Source organism: Bacillus sp. FSL W7-1085 (genome assembly GCF_038595035.1).
GTDB lineage: Bacteria > Bacillota > Bacilli > Bacillales > Bacillaceae > Bacillus > Bacillus altitudinis.
In genome coordinates, this window is sequence record NZ_CP152000.1 from 3,670,828 (window position 1) to 3,694,649 (window position 23,822).

22 protein-coding genes are annotated in these 23,822 nt (G+C 41.6%); 10 read left to right on the plus strand and 12 right to left on the minus strand.

The window, feature by feature from the left end:
• Positions 1 to 136: 136 nt before the first annotated feature.
• The 5 genes from MKY11_RS19050 to MKY11_RS19070 form a co-directional block, all read right to left on the minus strand.
• Positions 137 to 970 (minus strand): MurR/RpiR family transcriptional regulator, encoded by an 834-nt coding sequence (locus MKY11_RS19050; RefSeq protein WP_039165382.1) that lies wholly within the window; start codon positions 968 to 970, stop codon positions 137 to 139.
• A 116-nt stretch (positions 971 to 1,086) separates the two neighbouring features.
• Positions 1,087 to 2,022, minus strand: coding sequence for a nucleoside hydrolase (locus tag MKY11_RS19055; protein WP_056408434.1), 936 nt, complete (start codon positions 2,020 to 2,022; stop codon positions 1,087 to 1,089).
• 93 nt (positions 2,023 to 2,115) lie between these two features.
• Positions 2,116 to 2,604 (minus strand): DUF1433 domain-containing protein, encoded by a 489-nt coding sequence (locus tag MKY11_RS19060; protein ID WP_342501696.1) that lies wholly within the window; start codon positions 2,602 to 2,604, stop codon positions 2,116 to 2,118.
• Positions 2,605 to 2,682: 78 nt separating this feature from the next.
• Complete coding sequence (locus MKY11_RS19065) at positions 2,683 to 3,165, minus strand: DUF1433 domain-containing protein (RefSeq protein WP_342501697.1); 483 nt, start codon at positions 3,163 to 3,165, stop codon at positions 2,683 to 2,685.
• Positions 3,166 to 3,249: 84 nt separating this feature from the next.
• Positions 3,250 to 3,750: a DUF1433 domain-containing protein gene (locus MKY11_RS19070; protein WP_019743871.1), complete on the minus strand. Its 501-nt coding sequence runs from the start codon at positions 3,748 to 3,750 to the stop codon at positions 3,250 to 3,252.
• A 108-nt stretch (positions 3,751 to 3,858) separates the two neighbouring features.
• Between MKY11_RS19070 and MKY11_RS19075 the strand changes: the two genes are divergently transcribed.
• The 3 genes from MKY11_RS19075 (at position 3,859) to MKY11_RS19085 (ending at position 7,525) form a co-directional block, all read left to right on the plus strand.
• Positions 3,859 to 5,343 carry a lipase gene (locus tag MKY11_RS19075; RefSeq protein ID WP_342501698.1) on the plus strand — a complete coding sequence of 495 codons (1,485 nt, stop codon included), beginning with the start codon at positions 3,859 to 3,861 and terminating at the stop codon, positions 5,341 to 5,343.
• A 12-nt stretch (positions 5,344 to 5,355) separates the two neighbouring features.
• Positions 5,356 to 5,766 carry a hypothetical protein gene (locus tag MKY11_RS19080; RefSeq protein WP_024720438.1) on the plus strand — a complete coding sequence of 137 codons (411 nt, stop codon included), beginning with the start codon at positions 5,356 to 5,358 and terminating at the stop codon, positions 5,764 to 5,766.
• 82 nt (positions 5,767 to 5,848) lie between these two features.
• A complete protein-coding gene (locus tag MKY11_RS19085; RefSeq protein ID WP_047946714.1) occupies positions 5,849 to 7,525 on the plus strand; it encodes a hypothetical protein in 1,677 nt (558 codons plus the stop codon).
• 15 nt (positions 7,526 to 7,540) lie between these two features.
• Here MKY11_RS19085 and MKY11_RS19090 read toward each other — a convergent pair whose 3' ends face one another.
• The gene (locus MKY11_RS19090) at positions 7,541 to 8,440 is read right to left on the minus strand and encodes a LysR family transcriptional regulator (RefSeq protein ID WP_025208260.1); all 900 of its coding nucleotides are present in this window, start codon (positions 8,438 to 8,440) and stop codon (positions 7,541 to 7,543) included.
• Positions 8,441 to 8,611: 171 nt separating this feature from the next.
• On the opposite strand from MKY11_RS19090, the gene MKY11_RS19095 reads away from it, so the two are divergent.
• The 7 genes from MKY11_RS19095 to MKY11_RS19125 all read left to right on the plus strand — a co-directional run bounded on the left by MKY11_RS19095 (position 8,612) and on the right by MKY11_RS19125 (position 18,206).
• Positions 8,612 to 9,607 carry a LacI family DNA-binding transcriptional regulator gene (locus MKY11_RS19095; RefSeq protein ID WP_024720441.1) on the plus strand — a complete coding sequence of 332 codons (996 nt, stop codon included), beginning with the start codon at positions 8,612 to 8,614 and terminating at the stop codon, positions 9,605 to 9,607.
• Between the two features lie 172 nt (positions 9,608 to 9,779).
• Complete coding sequence (locus MKY11_RS19100) at positions 9,780 to 11,045, plus strand: extracellular solute-binding protein (RefSeq protein ID WP_327855476.1); 1,266 nt, start codon at positions 9,780 to 9,782, stop codon at positions 11,043 to 11,045.
• 145 nt (positions 11,046 to 11,190) lie between these two features.
• On the plus strand, positions 11,191 to 12,429 hold the full coding sequence (locus MKY11_RS19105) for a sugar ABC transporter permease (protein ID WP_045033662.1): 1,239 nt from the start codon (positions 11,191 to 11,193) through the stop codon (positions 12,427 to 12,429).
• 1 nt (position 12,430) lies between these two features.
• Entirely contained in the window at positions 12,431 to 13,273 is an 843-nt protein-coding gene (locus MKY11_RS19110; RefSeq protein WP_007497274.1) for a sugar ABC transporter permease, read from the plus strand.
• An 11-nt stretch (positions 13,274 to 13,284) separates the two neighbouring features.
• Positions 13,285 to 14,493: a glycosyl hydrolase 53 family protein gene (locus tag MKY11_RS19115; RefSeq protein WP_327855475.1), complete on the plus strand. Its 1,209-nt coding sequence runs from the start codon at positions 13,285 to 13,287 to the stop codon at positions 14,491 to 14,493.
• Between the two features lie 23 nt (positions 14,494 to 14,516).
• Positions 14,517 to 16,583: a beta-galactosidase gene (locus tag MKY11_RS19120; RefSeq protein WP_327855474.1), complete on the plus strand. Its 2,067-nt coding sequence runs from the start codon at positions 14,517 to 14,519 to the stop codon at positions 16,581 to 16,583.
• Positions 16,584 to 16,877: 294 nt separating this feature from the next.
• A complete protein-coding gene (locus MKY11_RS19125) occupies positions 16,878 to 18,206 on the plus strand; it encodes a citrate:proton symporter (RefSeq protein ID WP_327855473.1) in 1,329 nt (442 codons plus the stop codon).
• Positions 18,207 to 18,250: 44 nt separating this feature from the next.
• Here MKY11_RS19125 and MKY11_RS19130 read toward each other — a convergent pair whose 3' ends face one another.
• The 6 genes from MKY11_RS19130 to MKY11_RS19155 all read right to left on the minus strand — a co-directional run bounded on the left by MKY11_RS19130 (position 18,251) and on the right by MKY11_RS19155 (position 23,783).
• Positions 18,251 to 18,679, minus strand: a complete 429-nt coding sequence (locus tag MKY11_RS19130; protein ID WP_024720447.1) for a DUF4064 domain-containing protein — start codon at positions 18,677 to 18,679, stop codon at positions 18,251 to 18,253.
• A 26-nt stretch (positions 18,680 to 18,705) separates the two neighbouring features.
• Positions 18,706 to 19,656, minus strand: coding sequence for an ABC transporter permease subunit (locus MKY11_RS19135; protein ID WP_024720448.1), 951 nt, complete (start codon positions 19,654 to 19,656; stop codon positions 18,706 to 18,708).
• Complete coding sequence (locus tag MKY11_RS19140) at positions 19,653 to 20,582, minus strand: ABC transporter ATP-binding protein (RefSeq protein WP_008347360.1); 930 nt, start codon at positions 20,580 to 20,582, stop codon at positions 19,653 to 19,655. The genes MKY11_RS19135 and MKY11_RS19140 overlap by 4 nt, the downstream gene beginning before the upstream one ends.
• Before the next feature lie 328 nt (positions 20,583 to 20,910).
• Entirely contained in the window at positions 20,911 to 21,249 is a 339-nt protein-coding gene (locus MKY11_RS19145) for a zinc ribbon domain-containing protein YjdM (RefSeq protein ID WP_024720449.1), read from the minus strand.
• A 93-nt stretch (positions 21,250 to 21,342) separates the two neighbouring features.
• Positions 21,343 to 22,482, minus strand: a complete 1,140-nt coding sequence (locus MKY11_RS19150) for a glycerate kinase (RefSeq protein ID WP_056703980.1) — start codon at positions 22,480 to 22,482, stop codon at positions 21,343 to 21,345.
• Between the two features lie 29 nt (positions 22,483 to 22,511).
• Positions 22,512 to 23,783, minus strand: coding sequence for a GntP family permease (locus MKY11_RS19155; protein ID WP_056703976.1), 1,272 nt, complete (start codon positions 23,781 to 23,783; stop codon positions 22,512 to 22,514).
• Positions 23,784 to 23,822 lie beyond the last annotated feature (39 nt).

Consider the following 23,822-nt stretch of genomic DNA (forward strand, 5'->3'; position numbering starts at 1 on the left):
GTACCTGATAAATCCCATTATAGGAATATTTTTTTCGACATTCAACGACCAAAAAGAAAATAATTTTCATTTAAAACCTTAGAATCGTTACCACAACAGCATTTTTCACTAATAGAAAAATTTATTTTTGAAACCATTACACTCTTTTTTGAGAAATGGTTTCTCTCATTTGCTTTAAGTTTGTTAATGTTTCCTGCTGCCTTAAATGTGCAAGCGCAAAATATAGCACATCAATCACAGTAAGCTGGGCAAGCCTAGCAGACATCGCTTCCGTTCGGAAAGCCGTTTCTTGCGTTGATGTATACAGCGTGACATCTGCAAGCTGACTCAATGGAGAACGCTGATAGCTTGTAATGCCAATGGTTTTCGCTCCTTTTTCCTTAGCTGTTTTCATCGCATCCAGTAAATCCTTATTTCGACCAGAATGAGATATACCAAGCACTGTGCTCTTTTGATCAAGCAGACCTGCTGACATCGCTTGAAAGTGAGAATCTGTATGAACAATACAGTTGATGCCTGTCCTCATAAATTTGTGAAAAGCATCTGTGGCGATGAGACCAGACCCACCGCTGCCATAAAACTCTAAGCGCTCTGCTTCATGGATTAATTGTACGGCTCTTTCTACATCTTCTGGATTCAACAATTGAAAACTATCCTTTAATGCAGTGATGTTTGCCTGAAATACCTTTTGCATAAAAACGGCAGTATCATCGTCAAGACTCATCTCTTCATCTACATAATCAGGCTTCGTTTGGTCTATTTCCTGGGCAATAGCAATCTTCAAATCTTGATACCCCTCAAATCCAAGCCTTTTACAAAGACGAAAAATCGTTGCCTCTGAGCTCGCTGTCTTTTTGGCAAGCTCGACAATCGACAAATGGATGATGTCGCGGGGCTCACTCGTAATGTGCTCAGCAATTGCTTTCAGTTTTGGCGGCAATCCTCTGCTTGCTGCCCTTATCTTATCCATACTACTTAAACTGACAGAAGCCAATTGACTTCACTCCTTCCTCATTCATGTGAGCGCATACATTTCCTCATGTTCCCATCTTATAAAAAAGAAGCCTGTTTGCACAGACTTCTTTTTTAAGAATTCAAGACTTTGATCATTAAATCAAAAAACCCTTCAGCATCTACATCCATACACACTTGAAGATTACGATCTTTTCCCCATTGATGCTGAAAATCACATATCATTTGACCATCGCAGAACTCACTCTTCGTCTCCACTTCTACATGAAAAGCCTGTGTATTCACAAGTTGTTTATCAATTGCAAGACTTACAGCAAGCGGATCATGCATGGCACATGCCCACACCCCATTCCGCTCAAAATAGCGCTGGCGGTAAATGCTTGTGCTCTCTCTGATATAACTGGCTAACGTTTCATTTTGAATGGCATTAATTCTCTCATCCGTTAACAAGACCTGTCTCGTGACATCCAGCCCTACTTGAGTCAATGAAGGGAAACCAGCCTCCAGCACCAATTTCGCCGCTTCTGGATCTGCATATGTATTAAATTCCGCAACCGGTGTGACATTCCCCTGTCCCTGCACGACACCCCCCATAAAAATGACTTCTTTCACGTGATGAATCAGCTCAGGGCATTTTTTTACCGCAAGGGCTAAATTCGTTAACGGTCCTGTCAACACAAGCGTAACCTGCTTCGAATACTTCAGTACTTGGTCAATGATAAAATCAGGCGCAAAACCTTCATCTGCGGTCTTCTTAGGCTCGACATCTTTTAAAGCGCCGCCAATTCCATCCTCCCCATGCACCCGATGTTCATAATGAGGGGCTCTCAAAAGAGGCGTTACTGCACCTTTGATGACAGGGATTTCCTCTGCCTCAACCAACTCAAGCACTTTACACGTATTCAACGTCGCCGCTTCAACAGACACATTCCCGCACACCGTTGTGATCCCCAACATATCAAACCGCTTACTTTTCACTGCAAGCAAAATACCAATCGCATCATCAATTCCAGTGTCTACATCCAAGATCAATTTCTTTTTATTTGCCATGTTTGAAAGCTCTCCCTTGTTTGTAAGTGTTGTTAGGGGAATGATAGCATATTTTGAAATTGATTTAGGGAATCAATCGGCTTTGTCGACTTGTTATTTCACTTTTTCTCCAATGTCTTTCAAATATTGTTCGCGTTCTTTTTTGGAGAGATTTTTTAAAAAATTCTCTTTTAATTCCGGTTCATCTTTATATTTTTCCCAGTCCCTAAAACGAATTGATAACTCATATGAATAACTCATTGAACCGATTTCTTTTGTTCTATACTTTAATGAAGCGGAGAACTCGTACTTTTCTGGCTCATCATTTATATATCCTCTAATTACGATGTAGCCCATTGGATCAATAGTTACCCTCTTCTTAAACGTTATGGTCTTAATAAAATGATGGATGTCTTCTTTGCGTAAACATTCTTCTATTTTAGGCTTCATTTTTTCTGCGAGCTCTTCTGCTTTTTCTTGATCGCTCTTTTCTTTTACCACATCATTTGTTTTACTTTGCTTATTGTGCTGAGTGATTAACGAAGTCACTGAGACAATGATGATAACGACCAAAACAGATACAAGTTTTAAAGTATTTTTCATACAACGCAACACTCCTTACAATCAAAACTTCTCAATTAATGATAATAAAAAAATAAAACAGGTGGGTAGACACCTGCTTCACTCTTTTTCTCCAATGTCCTTTAGATATTGCTCTCGTTCTTTTTCAGAGAGTCGTTTAAGATAGTTTTCCTTTAATTCTGGTTCATCTTTAAATTTGTCCCAATCTTTAAAACGATATGACAACTCAGGATCATAACTCATTGAACCTATTTTTTTAGCTCTATATTGTAAAGAAGCTGAAAATCCGAACTTCTCCGGTTCATTATTTATATAGCCATCGATTATAATATCCCCCATAGGATTGATGGTCACATCTTTTTCAAACGTTATGGTTTTAATAAAGTGATGAATGTCTCTTTTATGTAAATGCTCTTCTATCTTAGGCTTCATCTTCTTTGCAAGTTCTTCTGCTTTTTCTTCATCGCTCTTCTCTTCCACTACATCATCCGACAGACTCTGATTAATGTACTCTACAATGAAAGCAGTTACTGAGATGATGACGACCACAAATAATATAGAAAATTTCATTGTATTTCTCATAAAAAATAAAAACTCCTTTATGAACCTTTAATCAATCTACAAATGAAATTGACACAAATAAAAACAGGTAGGTGAGTACCTGCTTTACTCTTTTTCTCCAATGTCCTTTAGATATTGCTCTCGTTCTTTTTTAGAGAGTCTGTTAAGGTAGTTTTCTTTTATCTCAGGCTCATCTTTATATTTATTCCAGTCTTTAAAACGATATGACAACTCTGGGGAAAAGCTCATAGAACCAATTTCGTTAGACTTATGCATTAAAGATGCTGAGAAATAAAATTTTTCAGGATCATCATTTATATAACCATCAACTGTTACATATCCCATTGGACTAATGGATACCTTTTTTTTGAATGTTATTTTTTCTATAAAATGATAGATATCCTTTTTATGTAATCTTTCTTCTATTTTTGGTTTCATTTTCTCTGCGAACTCTTCTGCTTTTTCTTGATCACTTTTCTCTTTCACAACAGTTTCCCCTCCTGAATCATTCGATTTTTCTTTCTTATCTTGTTGGATAATAAGAGAAACTATTAGAATAATAACGATAGTAAATAATATAATCACAACTTTGATTGTGTTTTTCATTAGATAAATCCACCTTTGTTAATCTAGAGGATTTTAATCCTCTTTTTATAGATATCTATCATACAATATCATATAATATATAAGATAAATATTACAGGAGTGACAATTTTGTCTAAAACCGTAGCCCAAAACGAACTTTCTGATAAAGACTATAATCTTATTTCCAATGCATCTTATAAAATAGATTACTATAGAATTTCTAGTGAAATAGAAATTAGTAAAAATAAGACCATGTATGTCATTGATTATAAAGAAACAACTAAAGGTCTTAATGCACTAACTATCGTTTCCGAAGAAGATTTTGATCGCTCCGATGGCGGAAAAGACCTCACCAAAATCAAAAACGCCGTCATCGCCTACCGCGGGTCAGAACCGATTGGCGCAGGCCAATATAAAGATACCATTAAAAAACATGGAAAAAAAGAGTCAGATGATCTTCTTTCTACCATTTTGACAAAGCTGCCTCCTTTTAGCCAGTCAGAGACGTCAAAGGAAGTCACGACGAAAGTGACGACAGGGACAACGACCTATACAAATGAGATTGTACAAGATTGGTTGATTTCAGATACGAAGTATTTGATTAAAAATATCCCCTTTGAACACGGTGCAGAGAATCAAATGGTGCAGGCGGACCGGTATGCAAAAGAGATCCATAAGAAAATGCCGAATGCGAAGATGTATGTGACAGGGCATTCACTTGGCGGGTCAAATGCTTCTTATGTTCTTGTCAAAAATGATTTTATTAAAGGCGGGGTCACCTTTGAGAATCCGAATATTTACCCAAATCTATCGGATGGTCTGCAAGCCAAAGCATTAAAAGGTGATTACCGTAGTAGATTAACAGAATATATCAATCTCAATGACGGGCTATCTCTCTTAAATCGTCATACGACAGAAATCGGTCGTGTGAAAGTGATGTATGATGCCGCTTTACCTGAAGGCGTCGATTACACTGAGGACTCCTCAAAGGCCGTCCAATTTATGAAAAATCTCCTCAATCGGGCAATGAGTGTGAACCCTTCACTTGATGCGAATTTATTTCTTGAAGCCCTCGCCGGCAGCCATGGCTTAGACCGGTATTCCTTTTCGTCAGATGGCTCCGTTCAAACCATTGATGATATGTTGAGAAAAAACCCTTCTCTCACTGCCGCCATGTTACATCAATTGAGCCAATCAAATGTCCATCCGCAAAGTGTGGTAGCGATTTTAATCAAGTCGCATGTTCTCATGAACACAGGTCGTAAATTCTCTACATATGCCGAGCACCATATGCAGCAAATCATTCGTAAAATTGAGAAACTCGATGACAAAGTGGATCAATCGGTGGAACGCGTCCGTTCAAGATACAAACAAATTGTCGGTTTTGGCTCGTATGATCAGCTGACGGCTTCAGATGTGGATGCTGTGATTCGCCACTTAAAAACAGAGGGTCTTGAAAATGAGTTCTATTCGGTCAAAAAGTATGATGCAGCGATTGATCATGCGATGGATATGAAAAGGTGGATGGATTCAATATCAGATGATATGAGCCAGCTAGGAAAACAATACCACGATGCAGATACAACCCTTGCCAAGAATATGGGTATTTCTTAAGGAGTACGACAAATGGAATTTTCAAAGAAACAACCAACAGACGCAGATCGTTTTTTGCAGAGAGTGACAGATACGCATACATCAAGCTCCATCTTCTCTCAAGCAAACTTTAACACGGAAGACATGACACCAGCAGAGCTGGCTGCTTTGAAGGCAAAGATCAAAGAAGAACAGAAAACAGCGCTGATCAGAGCCATCCGGCATCAACTTCAAAATGAATTTGCAGAGGATCGCCAAGAAGCCAAAAAAATAGTAGATCTGATTGATGACCTTCTGATTAACGTGTACAAACATCAAAGGAACATCCAAACCCATATGTCAGGTGAAGCCATTGACGCCTTAATCGAAAAAATTGAAAAAAGACTCACATTTTTTGAGCTGAAAGAAGATGTTCAATCAGCCATTGATTCGATCGGCATTTAAATGAACCTTCCATCCGGTGAATCTTTTCCCCGTCTCACTCGTATATACTAAAAGAGTGATTGATTTGAAAGGAGATCTGTTTGTGGGATATATGTTGTTATTTTCGGTTGTGATCGGTCTTGTCCTGACCCTTTTGCTCACACCACTCAGGTTAATCGTTAGAAAGAAAGGGACTGAACAACAGGTGCCGCTTATGTGGATTGCGGGACTGGCACTGCTGTTTATCATCGGGATTTTCGGCTTCTACTACATCACCAATTTAGACCGCAACCCATCATCACTGTGGCTCATTGGACTTGTTGTGACAGCAGCAGGTGCCTTTTTATCAGTGGGATTGGAGCGGAAGATCAAGGGCGTTTTATTTCTCATATTATTGCTGCTCGGTGTTTATATGGCAACCGCTTTTCTATTTAATGCAAATGAGAAATTCGACGTGTCTAAAATGGAGCAAAAAGTCGAAATCAAAGCGTTCGATGAGACAGAGACACCTGCGAGTGTACCACCGCAATTTGCTCGCAATAAGATGAAGAAATCGTTCGGGCAGGTGCCAAACACGAGTTACTACGAGCTTGGCAGCTTGCAAATTCAGAAAGTCAATGGTGAGTATGTGTATATCGCACCCGTCGAGTTCTCCGATTTCTTTAAATGGATTCGTTCTGGTAGCACACCGGGTTACTTTACATTAAGTGCGACCGACTCATCTGCCAATCCAAAGTTTGTGAAAACCGAGATGGTCTATACGCCTTCTTCCTATTTCAATAAGGAAATTGAGCGGCATATCCGTCTTCAGTACCCAGATTTGATTTTCTATGGAGACACGCAGCTAGAGATCAATGATGATGGCAAGCCTTATTACATCCAAACATTTGGAGATTTCATCTCTGCACGAAACGGGTTTAAAGCTTCAGGTGTGGTTGTTGTGGATGCCAAAACGGGTGCAACGAAGAAATATTCCTTAGACAAAGTACCAGCCTTTATTGATGGCGCTGTGTCACCAGAGGCGGTCAGTCTACAAAATAGTTACTTCGGCAACTATGTACATGGTTTCTGGAACAGCCTCTTTGGAAAATCAGATGTGAAGCTGCCTTCTGACGAGGGAACGGAAGCCAATGTAAGTCCAGTGTTTGATTCAAAAGGGGATATGTATTACTTCACAGATTTCACCAGTCCAAAAGAGGGCGTTGATTCCATGCTCGGGTATGCACTAACAAATGCCCGAACAGGAAAAGCCACGTATTATACGGGTAATCTTGAAGAATCCTACATGGATTCACAGGGAGCTTTGCAAATTATTGAGAAACGATTTATCGAGAAGAAATGGAAGGGCCGCATGCCGATTCTTTATAATTTCTACGGGGAAGCCAGCTGGCTTACACCTGTTCTCGATTCAAACGGGTTCCTGCAAAACTACTTTATTGTTTCGGCAGCCAATCCTGAAATCGCCGCATACGCTTCTACACCAAATGAAGCACTAAGAGCCTATAAAACTGCTCTTCAAAAAGGCGGCGGTACCGTCAATAGTTCATCAAAGCAAGAAAAGAAAGAGTCAACAGGCAAAGTGAAGAGGGTGTATAAGGAAAAGACCGGTGATTATACAACCGTCACCTTCTTACTAGACGATGGAAAAAACTACACCATGTCATCTGAAAAAGAGCCTCTTATTATTTATTTAAAAGAAGGGGATCAAGTCACCATGAAGTATACAGATACAGGTGAGATTTTCCTACCAGTCGATGAAATCAACATCAAAGGATTATAAAAAAAGACGTTTCTCCTACTGCGGAGAAGCGTCTTTTTTCTCTTTTCTCAACAACTCAACAAGCAATTCCTTATTTTTATTCCCACCTGTCATCGGGGATTCGACATAGGAAAATGTCCGTTTAAAGTCCATTCCCCTCACAGAAATGACAGCCAATTCCCCGCCAATGCTGCCCCGCTGAAGGACATATTTAGATAAAACAGACAGCCCCATTCCATGAATGACAGCTTCTTTAATCGCTTGATTGCTGCTAAATGTCACAAAGGTCCGCGCTTTCAGTCCATTTGATTTCAGGACGTGCTGTAAGTATTCTCCTGTCCCAGATCCTTCTTCTCTTGTGATCCATGTTTCATTTTGCAATTGATCAATGGTGACATCCTTTTTCTTTGCAAACGGATGGTCTAATGGGGCAACGATATACAGTTCATCCTCTAGGAACGTTTCTACAGAGAGTTCTTTGTCATTGGTTTGTCCTTCAATCAGTCCGATGTCGACATGGAACAACCGAACATGTCTAGCGATCGCCTCTGTATTATCAATGACTACCTCAATATCAACATGCGGATAGAGCTGATGAAATTGTGCCAAAATTTGCGGCAGCACATACTCCCCAATGGTAAAACTCGCTCCAATCGTGAGCTTCCCTCGTGCCAGATGATGATGCTCATAAATATCCTGCTTCGCCTGTTCATATAAACGAATGATTTGTTTTGATCGATGGTACAGCATATCCCCAGTTGGCGTCACCGTTAATTGCTTTGGCGAACGATTGAGCAGAACCGTCTGAAATTCCTGCTCCAAGTTCTTAATGTGAAGACTGACACTCGGTTGAGAAATCCGTAGCTTCTGAGCTGCTTTTGTAAAGTTTTTCTCTTCTACCACTGTCACAAATGTCTTCAGTGCATCATAATACATCTGTCCCTCTCCTATCAGAAATCTTAATCCTACATCTTCAATACATATATCTTACTAATTCCTTTCCAACTCGTAAAGAACAGACTAAACCAATCAATTTAATAAAAATATTTACTAATTTTTTTAAAGACTCTATACTGAAAGGAGATATTTTCTATAGGAGGTGCTGACTTGGCAGCTAAAATAAAGGACATTGCGGAAAAAGCCGGATTATCCATCGCCACCGTGTCTCGCGTACTGAACCAAGATCCCAACCTATCGGTTACGGATCAAACACGTGAGAGAGTATACGCGGCAGCAGAAGCTTTGTCCTATCAAAAAAAGACATTCAAACATTCACTAAAAAAAATTGCCTTTCTCTATTGGATGACCGAAAAAGAAGAGCTTGAAGATATTTATTTCAAATCCATTCGTCTAGGCATTGAGGAACTCACCAATACCAGAAGCTTAAATGTTACCGCTTACAACCCATCTGATGGTCTTCAATCGATTGATCCTTCTACAGAAGGCATCATCGCCATCGGTCGATTTAAAAAAACTGAGCTTGATCAATTATATGCAATCACAAAACATATCGTCTTTATTGATACATCACCAGATGAAGACCGCTTTGATTCTGTGAAACCAAACCTGAAACGAATTGTAGAAAAGATTATCGATTCTTTTATCGAAAAACAGCACACATCCATCGGATTTATTGGCGGGACAGATCTTGATCTCAATACAAATAGGCGTATTCCAGATATTCGTGAAACGACCTTCCGCCAGTACATGACAGCACACAACAAACTGGATGAACAATTGGTCTATATCGGTCACCACTTCTCTGTAGATGAAGGCTATTCATTGATGATGAAGGCGATCGACGAGCTCGGCGATCACCTGCCAACCGCTTTTTGTGTCGCAAGTGATCCTCTTGCGATAGGCTGTTTACAAGCATTAAATGAACGCGGTTTTTCTTTACCAAATCGAGTGAGTGTCTTTAGTATCAACGATATTCACGTCTCTCAATATGTGTCACCACCGCTCACAACTTATCACATCCATACCTCTTTACTTTGCGAAACAGCTGTCGATTTACTTTTAGAAAGACTTGTTGATGGCAGAACATTACCAAAAACCGTGCTGATTGCCTCAGAACCTGTCTTTCGGAAAAGCACGATATAAACAGCTGGAAGGCCTGCCGTATATGGTGGGCTTCTTTTCTCTTTATTTCAGTAAAAAATTTTACTTAATAAATTTAATAAAATGTGTTTACTTTTTTTACTCAAGTTGATATTCTCACATTAAGAAAGCGTTTTCTTATCATCTGTGAAAAAAGAACGAGAGGGGATTACGAATGAAAAAGGGAAAATGGGCGACATTATCGGCAGTCGTTGGTACTGCTGTGCTGCTGCTGTCAGCATGCGGACCAGGAGATGACAATTCAAGCGGTACACAGCCGGCATCTACAGGTACAAAGACCTTGCTAGTGTGGGAGGATGTCAAAAAGTCTGATGGGATTCAAGACGCCGTCAAAGAATTTGAAAAACAAAACGACGTGAAAGTCAAAGTAGTCGAAAAAGCATATGCCGACCAAATTGAAGCGCTTCGTCTTGATGGCGCAGCCGGCACTGGTCCAGATGTCATCACCATGCCTCACGACCAAATTGGATCAGCTGTCACAGAGGGATTGTTACAAGAAATCAAACCAGATCAAAAAGTGATCAATTCCTTCACAGACGAATCGATTCAATCACAAACGATAGATGGTAAGCTGTATGGCCTGCCAAAATCCGTTGAAACCACTGTGCTTTTCTATAACAAAGACCTTGTCAAAAAGGCACCCACGACACTCGATGGCTGGTATGACCTTTCGAAAAAGCTGACAAAGGACGGGAAATACGGTTTTGTTGCGAAGTGGGATGAAATTTATTACGCAGAAAGTGTATTAGGCGGTTCAGGTGGCTATATTTTCAAACAGAAAAACGATGGTTCTTATGACGTCAATGATATTGGTCTTAATAACGATGGTGCCATCGAAGGCGGAAAATACATTCAGACATTCTTTAGCGAAGGACTCTTCCCGAAAGGCATCATTGGTGAGCAAGGAATCAATGTCCTCAATTCCTTATTCACTGAGAAAAAGGCAGCGGCTGTGATTTCTGGTCCATGGTCATTTGGTCCTTATAAAGAAGCGGGTATCGACTATGGCGTGTCCGAGCTACCAACACTCCCTAACGGAAAACATATGAGCTCGTTCTTAGGTGTAAAGAGCTACAACGTCTCCTCTTATTCTAAAAATAAAGAACTTGCCGAGAAATTTGTTGAGTTTATCACGAACGAAAAAAATTCGAAAAAGCGCTTTGAAGTAACAGAGGAAATTCCACCAGTGAAAAAGCTGATGAAAGACCCAGTCATTACTGAAAACGCTAATGCGGATGCTGTTTCAAAGCAAACGAAATATGCCACACTGACACCGAACAATCCAGAAATGGCAGAGGTGTGGAAGCCAATTGACAGCGCATTAGGGCTGATTGCGACTGGCCGTACCGATGTGAAAAAGGCATTTGATGATGCGGTCAAACAAATCGACTCGCAAATTAAAGCGAATCACTCCAAATAAACACCAAGCGCAGGTAGCTGTTCATCTGTCATGCTGCCTGCACTTGATCTAATTTCATATGAAGTAGGTGTTAGACGTGACGGGTAACCTTGAACTAGACCGCACACACATAGTGGAATCAAAGACACACCGGAGACGGGCTCTAATGTTCTCTCTTATACCCGGGATGGGGCAAATATACAACAAACAGTATGGCAAAGGGGCACTCTTTTTCCTGTTTGGCGTTTCTTTTCTACTTGTGTTTTATGATTTATTCAATATTGGCTTCTGGGGGCTGTTCACACTTGGTACGATGCTGCCTCGTGACAACTCTGTTTTCCTTTTAGCAAAAGGAATTATTGCACTTTTAACAGCTGGATTTGGCATCGGTTTTTATGTACTCATGATACGTGATGCATTTATGAACGGAAAGAAACGTGATCAAGGGGTTCCGCTTCATTCCATCCGTGCTCAATACCATCAGCTCATCGACCAAGGCTTTCCTTACTTAATGAGCACTCCTGCTTTCTTTTTACTTCTATTCTCTGTTGTCTTTCCTATTATGTTCAGCTTTGCGCTGGCCTTTACAAACTATGATTTATACCACTCGCCTCCTGCCAATCTCATTGATTGGGTAGGCATCAAAAACTTTCAAAATATCTTTTCAATCGATATTTGGAGAGACACATTCATTGATGTACTAGGCTGGACGGTCGTATGGACGTTGGCTGCATCGACCCTTCAATGTGCTGTCGGCATTTTCCTAGCGGTTCTGCTCAATCAAAAAGATTTAAAAGGAAAACGGTTTTTCAGAACGATTTTGATTCTGCCGTGGGCTGTTCCAGGATTTGTGACCATTTTGGTGTTTGCTGGATTGTTTAACGACACGTTTGGTGCGATCAACAATACCCTTTTTGCATCGATTGGAATTGATCCAAAACCATGGCTGACAGATCCATTTTGGAGCAAAATCGCTCTTATTGCGATGCAGACTTGGCTTGGTTTTCCTTTTGTGTTCATTATGACAACTGGCGTTTTGCAGGCCATTCCTGAAGATTTATACGAGGCTGCAACCATTGATGGGGCAAATTTCTTTCAGAAATTCCGTTCCATCACATTACCGCTTGTCCTCTATTCAATTGCACCTATATTAATCACGCAATATACGTTTAACTTTAACAACTTTAATATCATCTACTTATTTAATGGCGGAGGACCGCCTGTGGCTGGCTCAACTGCTGGGGGCACAGACATCTTGGTGTCTTGGATTTACAAACTGACGATGCAGTCTTCTCAATATGCACTCGCTGCCGCTGTTACGATCTTACTATCAATCTTCGTCATTGCCATTGCACTTTGGCAATTTAAGAGAACGAATTCATTCAAAGAGGAGGACATGATGTGATATGGGATCAAAACAAAATAAGCTCATTCGCCTGAGTATCACCTATTTCATCCTTTTCATTGCCTCCGTTTGTATTCTATATCCACTCCTTTGGACGATCGGCGCTTCCTTTAATCCTGGGAACAGCCTGATGAGCACAAGCATGTTTCCGAAGAATCCAACGTTCAGCCACTTTACAGAACTCTTCTTCGGTCAGGGAGCACTTTATGCAAAATGGTATTGGAACTCAATGAAAATCAGTATTGCGACTATGCTCTTAACGTTGATCCTTGTCAGCTTTACAGGCTATGCCTTTTCTAGGTTCCGATTCAAAGGACGCAAAAATGGGCTAATGCTCTTTTTGCTGCTGCAAATGATTCCTCAATTTTCAGCGCTGATTGCCATTTTTGTATTGGCTCAAATGCTTGGACTCATTAACAGCCACCTCGCATTGATTTTGATTTATGCAGGCGGACAAATTCCGATGAATACGTATTTAATGAAAGGCTATCTTGATGCGATTCCAAAGGATCTCGATGAATCAGCCAGAATGGATGGCGCAGGGCATTTCCGGATTTTCATCCAAATTATTATGCCGCTTGCCAAGCCGATTTTAGCCGTTGTTGCCATCAACTCATTTACAGGACCGCTGGGTGATTTCATTATCTCCAGTGTCATTGTCCGCTCACCCGAAATGTATACGCTCCCAATCGGTCTATACAATCTTGTATCAGACAAAATGGGTGCCAGCTACACGACCTTTGCAGCCGGGGCTTTACTCATTGCGATTCCAGTTGCTTTATTGTTTCTTGTTTTACAAAAACAATTTGTATCCGGCCTCACACAAGGCGGGACAAAAGGATAAGGGGAGATTTGATGAAGAAATGGTTGCTTGTCACTGTTGTCGTTTTCTTTCTGATGGGGTTAGGTATTCTGCCTGAAGCAAAGGCTGATACGATTTCGGTGAAACCGATCAATGGATTGCAAGGTGATTTCATCAAAGGAGCCGATATCTCCATGCTCGCAGAAGTGGAGCAAAGCGGCGGCAAATACTACAACCAAAACTGGCAGCAGGTTGATCCGCTCAAGCTATTAAAAGAGAAAGGTGTCAACTATGTGCGCATCAGACTCTGGAACCATCCATACGACAACCAAGGCCGTGCCTATAACGGGGGGACAAACGATTTAAATACCGCCATTGCTCTCTCAAAACGTGCAAAAGCACAAAATATGAAAGTGCTGCTTGATTTTCACTACAGTGATTTCTGGACCGATCCCGGTAAACAGTTCAAACCGAAAGCTTGGACCAATCTCTCCCAAAGCGATTTAGAAAAAGCTGTTGGCACTTACACAAGCGATGTACTTAAAGCGATGAAAGCACAAAATGCCCTACCAAATATGGTACAGGTCGGGAATGAATTAAATTCAGGTATGCTTTGGCCGAACGGAAAGAGCTGGGGTGAAGGCGGCGGTGAATTTGACCGACTCGCTGCTTTGCTAAAAGCGGGGACAAATGCTGTCCGCTCTTTCGATTCAAACATCAAAGTCATGCTTCATCTTGCACATGGAGGGGACAATGGTGCATCTCGCTGGTGGTTTGATGAAATCACCAAACGAGGCGTTTCGTTCGATACGATCGGTTTATCTTACTACCCGTATTGGGACGGGGGATTTAGCGGTCTTACTAACAACATGAATGATATTAGCGCCCGCTATAACAAAGATGTCATCGTGGTAGAAACCGCCTACGGCTTTACAACAGCAAATGGTGACAACCTCGATAACTCATTTAACCAAGATTCAGTCAATACGGCCGGTTATCCAGCATCACCACAAGGGCAGGCATCTTTTATACGAGATCTATCAGAAAAAATTTCACAAGTAAAAAACAATCGCGGGAAAGGGTTCTTTTATTGGGAGCCGCTTTGGATTCCAACAAAAGGTGCTCCGTGGTCTAGTCAATACGGGCTCGCTTATATTCAAACAACCGGCACAGTCGGGAATGCTTGGGAAAATCAGGCCATGTTTGATTTCAACGGAAAAGCCCTGCCTTCTCTTGATGTATTTAAACAAATGACACCGTAATTAAACAGATAGGACGTGACAAAATGGGAAAGCGTTACCCACTCGTTCACCCAAATGTGAAAGGCTTTTTGCATGGTGGCGACTATAATCCTGATCAATGGCTTCATATGCCGGAGATCATTGACGAAGATTTTCGATTAATGAAGCTTGCACACTGTCAAACATTCTCTATCAACATTTTCGCTTGGAGCAAGCTCGAGCCAAAAGAAGGGGAATATGATTTTGCCTGGCTGGATGATATCATGGATCGCTTGGCAGCGCAGGGAGCTCACGCCATTCTCGCCACGCCAAGCGGAGCAAGACCTGCTTGGCTCTCGCAAACATATCCAGAAGTCTTACGCGTTGAAGCAAACCGCCAGCGCAACTTACACGGACTTCGCCATAATCATTGCTTCACCTCACCGGTTTATCGAGAAAAAACGAATACACTCAATCGTTTGCTCGCTGAACGCTACAAGGACCATCCAGCGCTGATCATGTGGCACATTTCAAATGAATACGGCGGCGAATGTCATTGTGATCTTTGCCAAGAAGCATTTAGAGACTATTTGAAAGACAAATACAACCATGACCTTGAAGCTTTGAATCAAGCATGGTGGACGGGGTTTTGGAGCCACACATATAGTGATTGGTCACAAATCGAGTCACCTGCACCGCACGGAGAGTACATGATTCATGGCATGAACCTAGACTGGAAGCGTTTTGTCACAGCGCAAACGATCAATTTTTATCAAAATGAAATTAAACCGCTACGAGAATTAACACCTCATGTGCCAGTAACCACCAATTTTATGGGCGACTATCCACATATGCGTCCATTCCTTGGACTGGACTATCATCAATTTGCAAAAGAAGTCGACGTGATCTCATGGGATAGTTATCCAGCATGGCATAGCGGCAGAGAAACCACTGCAGAATTAGCGTCAAACGTCGCCTTCGTTCACGATTTGTATCGTTCATTAAAGGGCGGTCAGCCGTTTCTTGTGATGGAAAGCACACCAAGCCTCGTGAACTGGCATGAAGTGAATAAGGTGAAGCATAAAGGAATGGCACACCTCTCTGCCATGCAGGCGATTGCCCACGGGTCCGACTCCGTCCTTTATTTCCAGTGGAGACAAGGCCGAGGCGCCTCTGAAAAATTCCACGGCGCTGTTGTGGATCATTCAGGACATGAACATACGCGTGTGTTTCAAGAAGTCGCTGATTTAGGAAAACAGCTGGAGCAGCTTCAGCCGATTGCGGGTACATCCGTTCAACCAGAGGTCGCCATCATATATGATTGGGAAAACCATTGGGCAATTGATGATGCGCAAGGCTTAAATAATACCAACAAACGCTATGTAGAGGCTTGCCAAACTCACTATCGCAGTTTCTGGAAAAAGGGTATCCCTGTTGATATTGTCGGGATGGAAAAGGATTTCTCATCCTATCGAGTGCTTGTGGGACCAATGCTCTACATGATCAAACCAGGCGTGGCAGAAAAGATCGAAGCATTTGTCAAAGAGGGCGGCATTTTTGTGGCAACATACTGGAGCGGCATGGTCGATGAAAACGACCTCTGTTTCCTCGGTGGTTTCCCTGGCCCTCTCCGCCATGTACTTGGTGTTTGGGCAGAGGAAATCAACACATTGATGCCAGATGAACACGTTTTAATGACCACAGGAAATGGACGCACCTACCATGTCGGGCAATATTTCGAATCCATTCACCCAGAATCAGCCTCTGTGTTAGGGCATTTTGAGAATGGCTGCTATGAAGGACAGCCCGCCCTTACTGTCCGTCCATTTGGCAAAGGGAAAGCATACTATATGGCTTCTGAAAATGAGCAAGCGTTTTATGATGATTTTTACGAAGATCTCATCACAGGAATAGGGATAAAGCCGATCCTCTCCTCTTCAATTCCAGAGGGAGTCAGCGTCCAGAAACGAACAGATGGATCGCAGGACTTTGTGTTTATGATGAATTTTACAGAACAGCAACAGAACATTTCACTAGATTCAGCGGAAAGCTATGAAAATATGCTGACTGGACAGCATACATCTCAACAGTTACAACTGAATCCTTACGAATACGTTATTTTGAAAAAATAGTGTGAAAGAAGCGTCCATCCAACGGGCGCTTTTTACTTTTTGTTGAATCTAAATACCTATATATTTTCTCCCGATAGTAGATTATCAATAGAAGTATTATTTTTTATCTAAATTTTTTGACATATTGAACACCGCATCATGATTGGCCCCGCCATCCTTTTTTACCATTGTATAGGTATGAAAGCGGTTGCCTAATACTCATATTTTTGATACTCTTTTTTTCAATGCAAATGTGGGATTGCATTGGTAAAAAAACAAACAAATGTAAACGGTTTATTGTAGGGGGAGGGGCTTATGTTAACGTTTGTTGGATTGTTGATTATTTTAACGATTGTTGTTTTGCTGATTTGGGGGAAAGCAAGTCCAATTGTCGCCATGGTCATGGTGCCTTTAATAGGGGCGCTCATCGCAGGATTTGGTATCAATGACATTCAAACTTTCTTTGAACAAGGGATTATCAAAGTTTTGCCAGTGGCGACCATGTTTATCTTCGCCATTTTATTTTTTGGCATTTTACAAGATACAGGGTTCTTTGAACCTGTAATTAAAGCGTTAATCAAGCTGACAAAAGGGAATGTTGTCACAGTTGCGATGGGAACTGCCTTGATTGGAATCATCGCACACTTAGACGGAGCAGGCGCTACAACCTTTTTATTAACTGTACCTGCACTGCTTCCACTTTATAAAAAATTACATATGAGTCCTTATTTATTGCTATTGTTAATCGGAACGAGTGCTGGATTAACCAATATGATTCCATGGGCTGGCCCCACAGGACGGGCAGCTAGTGTCCTAAATATGGACCCATCTGAACTGTGGGTACCGCTTATTCCCATTCAGCTGATCGGGGTCGTGCTCGTATTAGGAATGGCATTCATTTTAGGAAAAAGAGAAGAAAAACGAATTCGGGTGAAAATCGCGGCAAATGAAATAGCTGCTGTCCAATTAGAAGGCGCTGATTGGGATCGTGCCATTCAATCGATCAGCGAAACAGGCGATGCGTCTTTAAAGCGTTATCACTTAATGTGGGTCAATCTCATTCTATTTTTAGCTGTTGTTGTCCTTCTCGTGCTGAACGTGATTCCTGCTAGTTATATGTTTATGATTGGTCTTTCACTAGCACTTTTGGTGAACTATCCGAATGTGAATGTACAAATGGAAAGAATTAAGGCGCATGCTCCAAGTGCACTAATGATGGCAGCTGTAATTTTCTCCGCAGGTTCTTTTTTAGGAATTCTTGAAGGAACGGGCATGCTGAAGGCGATTGCAGTGGACAGTATTCACATTTTGCCAGCTTTCTTACTGCCATTTTTACATATCATTGTGGGGATATTTGGGGTTCCGCTTGATATGCTGACAAGTACGGATGCCTATTATTACGCACTCTTGCCGATTGTCGAATCGATTACATCAGAGGTTGGTGTGTCAGGGACATCTGCGGCATACGCCATGATGATTGGAAATATCATCGGCACCTTTGTCAGCCCTCTTGCACCTGCTGTATGGCTTGCCATCGGTCTTGCAGGGGTCGATATGGGGAAACATATCCGCTACTCCTTCTTTTGGATGTGGGGGTTCAGTATCGTTTTACTCATCATCGCCAAACTGATTGGCATCATATAAAAAGAAAGACATGCGCAAACCAGCGCATGTCTTTTTCTTTTGAATTATGAAGGATATTCACTCGTGTGAATATCTGTTTTCGGTTTTCTAATCAGTGACATCAATCCAACGATTAGCAACAAGATCATCGGAACGAAAGCAAGACCAACAGTTCCAATTAAAAGAGTCACAGCCGAAACCAAGAAAAGAATACCAGAAAGCACGGCACGGCGGTCTGTTTTCAAAACAATCACACCAACAAGGGCTAAGACAGCCGCAATTGCGGAAACAACCATAAACTGAACGCCAAAGGCATGAACCGATGCCTCAAGTGTTTCAACTGGCAAGGCGCTGCCTTCCTCTTTTAACACTTCATTCAATTCTTCATAAACTGCTGGGTCCACAGAAAGCATCAACGCCCCAAAACCAACACCAATTACGTTGAGGACAATACTGATAATCCCCATAATTTTTTCACCTTTACGCTTAATCATTGATAGAAACCTCCTAAAAAGTTAAATTAACCTGTTTTTACTTCTCGCTTTTGGAAGAGTATTAAAGCAACCGCCAAGAAGATGGCCCAATAAATGACTAGGACCGTTAGTGAGAAACCTAGGGACATGCCTTCGATATAAGTAGGTGTTTCTGCGAAATACTGTACAGGATCGTTGGCAAACAATAAGTATTTCGCCCAATCAAAGAAGAACATCAAAATGCTTGTGATGGATGCTCCGACAACATAGGCTAATACACTAATCGCTATGGAAATGGCCTCACTTCTAAACACCGTTGAGATGGCAAAAGAAAGTGTCCCTAATACAACAAACATAGCACAATGCGCCAAATAATAAGAGACCATATTTGCAAACTGAGACCGTTCAATGACTTCACCATTTTGATAAGCCAAATACACATAATCATTGTTTAGTCCAAAGAATATCGCACCTAAGATAAAGGATAAGATAAATAGGACAGCGATCAGGAAAAGTGAATATAGTTGAACGGTAAAGTATTTAGACAAAAGAACCTTCAACCTGGATGGCGGACGAATCAGTAATAATTTAATTGTACCATGCTTATATTCAGCCGAGACAATTGTGGCTGCAATAATAATCACAAATACACCGACCAGCTGAAGCAAATTAGCATTTGTTTTCACATAAGTCCATGCATTTTTACCGAATTGATCGGCTGGAGGTAAATCATGTTTGATTCGATACTCATTAATCGCTATATCGGTTTCAAGGGATCTCTTATAAAATCCTATATTATCCTCTTTCAATTCTTTCTTATTTGCTTTATTGATTTCTTGCAACTCAGTTTTCCAATCACCGGATGCTTGATCTCCGTCATTTGTCTTAACAGCAAAAATCAACGTCGCAATCATACCTAAAACAAGAAGCCCAACCATAATCCAAGTACCCACACGATAACTGATTTTCATCCACTCGTTTTGAATGAGGCGAATCATACGTCTGCCTCCTTTTTACCTGTTAAGCTTAAGAACTTATCTTCTAAGGTTTGTTTTTCTATTTTGATTTCGTACAAATGAATAGAAGCCTCGCTCAAATGACGAATCAATTGTGGCATTTTCTCTTCTAGGATGGAGAAGAATAAGTACTGCTCCTCTTCTCTAACTGTGATGCCTTCCTCAAATGCTTCAATGAGCTTTTGAGCTTCTTCAAGCTCACTTGATGCTACTTTCATTCGATAATTGACCAAATCATCCTGCTTCGTCTCCGCACGCTGATCCTCAATCGCAATCAGCTTTCCTTTTTGGATAATGGCGAAACGATCACACATCAATTCCATTTCTGACATGAGGTGACTTGAAACAATGACAGCAAGACCTTCTTCCTTTGCCAGCCTTCTCAAGTAATCTCGTATCATACGAATTCCCTCTGGATCTAGTCCATTGGTCGGCTCATCTAAGATTAGCAGTTTCGGTTTATGTATCAATGCCTGAGCAATCCCCAAACGCTGCTTCATTCCTAATGAAAACGTACGGACACGCTTATGTTTCACATGCTGCAAACTAACTAGTTCTAGCAGTTCATCAATTCGACCTTCATCCACTTTTCCATTCATTCTGGCAAAATGAACAAGGTTTTGTCTTGCCGTTAAATGATTATACATTTCTGGATTTTCAATAATTGCACCGACATCTTGGATGGCATGCTGATATGAGGTTTGAATACTATGACCATTAATCAGAATGTCACCGGATGTAATGGGAGAAAGACCGACCATCATGCGAATGGTTGTCGTTTTTCCTGCGCCATTCGGCCCTAAGAAGCCAAAGACTTCGCCCGCTTGGACAGAGAAACTCAAGTCTTGAACAATCTTTTTCCCGCGAATATGCCTAGATACATTTTGCAGTTCTAAAACGTTCGTCACGTTACCTCTCCTTCTTTGTCTAAGTATCATCTATCATCTATTTCCTGATAAACACCATGATCCGTCAAAAATAGAAGAACACTTCCATATGGTACAGCAATGCCCAAAAGTTGTGAAGGGGATTAGGCAAAATTTAGAGAATCATCTGCCTTTTTTAAGGTAGAGTTAAGAAAAGCGTGAATTTTTATAAGAAAAGAGGCTTGATTTTTTAAAAAAAGAATGATTTTCAATAGGTACATATGTATGAAATGATGTTTAAGATTATACCTTTCACCTATAAATATCGAAATAAAAAAGAGGCTGATGATCGACAGCCTCTTTTCATATATTATACTTTCTTCACAAACTCCGATTTTAACTTCATCGCGCCAAAGCTAGGAATTTTACAATCAATATTATGATCGCCTTCGACTAAACGAATCCCTTTGACCTTCGTTCCTATTTTTAAAACCGAAGAAGAGCCTTTGACTTTTAAATCTTTAATCACAGTGACCGTGTCACCATCACTTAATAGATTTCCATTCGCATCTTTGACAACAAGCTGTTCCTCTTCCGCTTGTTCTTGTTCTAGCGACCATTCATGCGCACATTCTGGACAAATAAGCATGCTGCCATCCTCGTATGTATAAGTTGAACTGCACGATGGACAATTCGGTAGATTAGACATTTGTGTTTCCTCCAACTTTCTATTTCATTTAGAACCATTTTACCACATTTCTATAGAGAGAAATGTGATAGAAAAGGAAACATTTTTCATCATTTACTTATCTCTTCCAAATGTCATGACAGCCGCAATATTCCTTGCTGTTCTCTCTACATGCACACTAGCATCATGCATGGCTTCAGCCAGAGTCGTGACGCCAGGGACAATACTAAAAAGTGCATCAATGCCATGATCATGTACGACTGCACTGTCTTTTGAGAGGGACCCAGCGATACCAATCACAGGGAGTCCATATTGTTTCGCAGCTTTAGCTACACCGATTGGCGTTTTGCCGTAAATGGTCTGCTGATCAATCCGCCCTTCCCCTGTAATGACTAGGTCAGCGTCCTTGAGTACGTCAGCAAAATGTACGGCTTTCAGTACAATATCAATTCCCTTTTGCAGATCAGCCTGTAAAAAGCCTAATAAACTCGCACCAAGTCCTCCTGCCGCTCCTGCACCTGCCGCATCACCAAAGGAGACATGAAGATGCTGCTTAGCCACTTGTGCTAAATGAGATAAATTCTTGTCCAACAGTTGAACCATTTCTGTATCTGCTCCCTTTTGAGGACCGAACACAGCAGACGCTCCTCTTTCACCCGTTAAAGGATTATCCACATCACACGCCACTTCCAGACGGACAGATTGCAATCTTGGATCCAGTCGAGATAGATCAATAGAAGCTAATTGATTCAGTGATCCACCGCCCGGCGTGAGGTCTTGGCCTGCTTTATCGAGAAAAAAAGCCCCTAAACCTTGCATCATGCCAACGCCACCATCATTTGTTGCGCTTCCACCAAGCCCAATGATTAAATGCTTCGCTCCTTTATCCAGCGCTGCAAGCATTAATTCTCCTGTCCCTCTAGACGTCGTGAATAAGGGGTTCCGTTTTTCTGGCGGGACAAGATGTAATCCTGATGCTGCTGCCATCTCTATGACAGCTGTCTGACCATCTCCCAACATACCAAAAAAGGCATCCACAGGTTTGCCAAGCGGGCCTGTGACCACTTGCTTGACAATGGTTCCGCCTGTCGCATCCACTAACGATTGAACTGTGCCTTCTCCTCCATCTGCCATTGGGATTTTCATATATTCTGCATCTGGCAAAATAGAGCGAAATCCTCGTTCAATGGCACATGCTGTCTCATAAGCAGATAAACTTTCTTTAAATGAATCTGGTGCGATCACAATTTTCATCCAAAAACCCCTCGTTTCTCATTAAGTCCTCAGCCGAACAGCTGGAAAATACCAAAGATAATGGTCGATACAACGGTTAATGTCAAACCAATTAACGATTCAAAGGGCATTAATTTCAACCGTTCTTTTATATCCATTTGAACACTTCCAGCCGTTGCATGGAAAAAGCTTCCGTGTGGCATATGGTCTAGCACAGTTGCGCCAGCGTGAATCATAGCTGCGCCTGAAAGGGCAGATACACCAAGACCAATAAGAGTTCCGCTAAATACACCACTTGCAACTGCCGTCCCTGCAGTTGTCGAAGCTGTGGCTGCCGACATAAAAATTCCAGACGTTGGTGCAAGCAAGTAAGGAGGTAATCCCGAAGCGTCAAGCACCTGAATAAATACCTCTTTCATGGAAGAATTCGATACAATTCCAGCTAATGTGCCTGTACCTAGTAACATGATCGCTACACCTGACATTTTATGCAGCCCTGACATCGCATAATCATTGAGAAACTTCCCTTTTTTCATGAAAAGAGCGCCTACAATTCCTCCTATTGGTAAGGCAATCATCGGATCAATATTTATTTGAAACAACGGTCTTAAGGCTAACAAGAGAATGGTCACAAGCGGGCCTACAAGCGCTTGTAGAAAACCAGGTACTTGAACCTCGCCTTGGTCTGTTCCCTCTTCCAAAACAGGTGTCCCTTTATTCGCAAGCTTTTTGGCTAATACATACGTGACGGCTATCCCGAAAATAGCCGGTATGACACCTGCCGCCATCAGAGAAGTAAGCGGGACACCAAAAGCATCAGAGGCTGCAATGGCATTCGGATTCGGTGACATGATATTCCCTGCCTTCCCTCCTCCAATCATCGCAAGTAAAATCCCCGTTTTAGAAAGTTTTGCACGCTTGGCAATGGCAAGTGCGATTGGTGCTACTGTAATGACTGCTACATCTACAAAAACACCCACCGTTGTTAAAATCATTGTTGCAAGTGCGAGTGCTAAAAGTGCCCTCGCCTCTCCAAGCTTTTTCACGATGGCCTCCGCAATAGATAACGCAGCACCCGACTCAATTAAAACCCCTGCCAGTACACCTGCCGCCATGATTCGAAGAACAGCCGGAATCATGTCCTTTGCGCCTTCCATCATGACGTTCACGGTCTGCACAACATCTACACCGCCAACCAAACCGCCAATAAATGCGCCTGCCAGCATGCCATAAGCAGGTGATACTTTTTTTAGAATGAGAACAATAGCGATCACAAGCGCAGTCAATGCGCCCAATGTACTCACTGTCACATCTCCACCCATACTCCATCCCTCCTGATTGTCTTTTCTTAATTGTAAGCG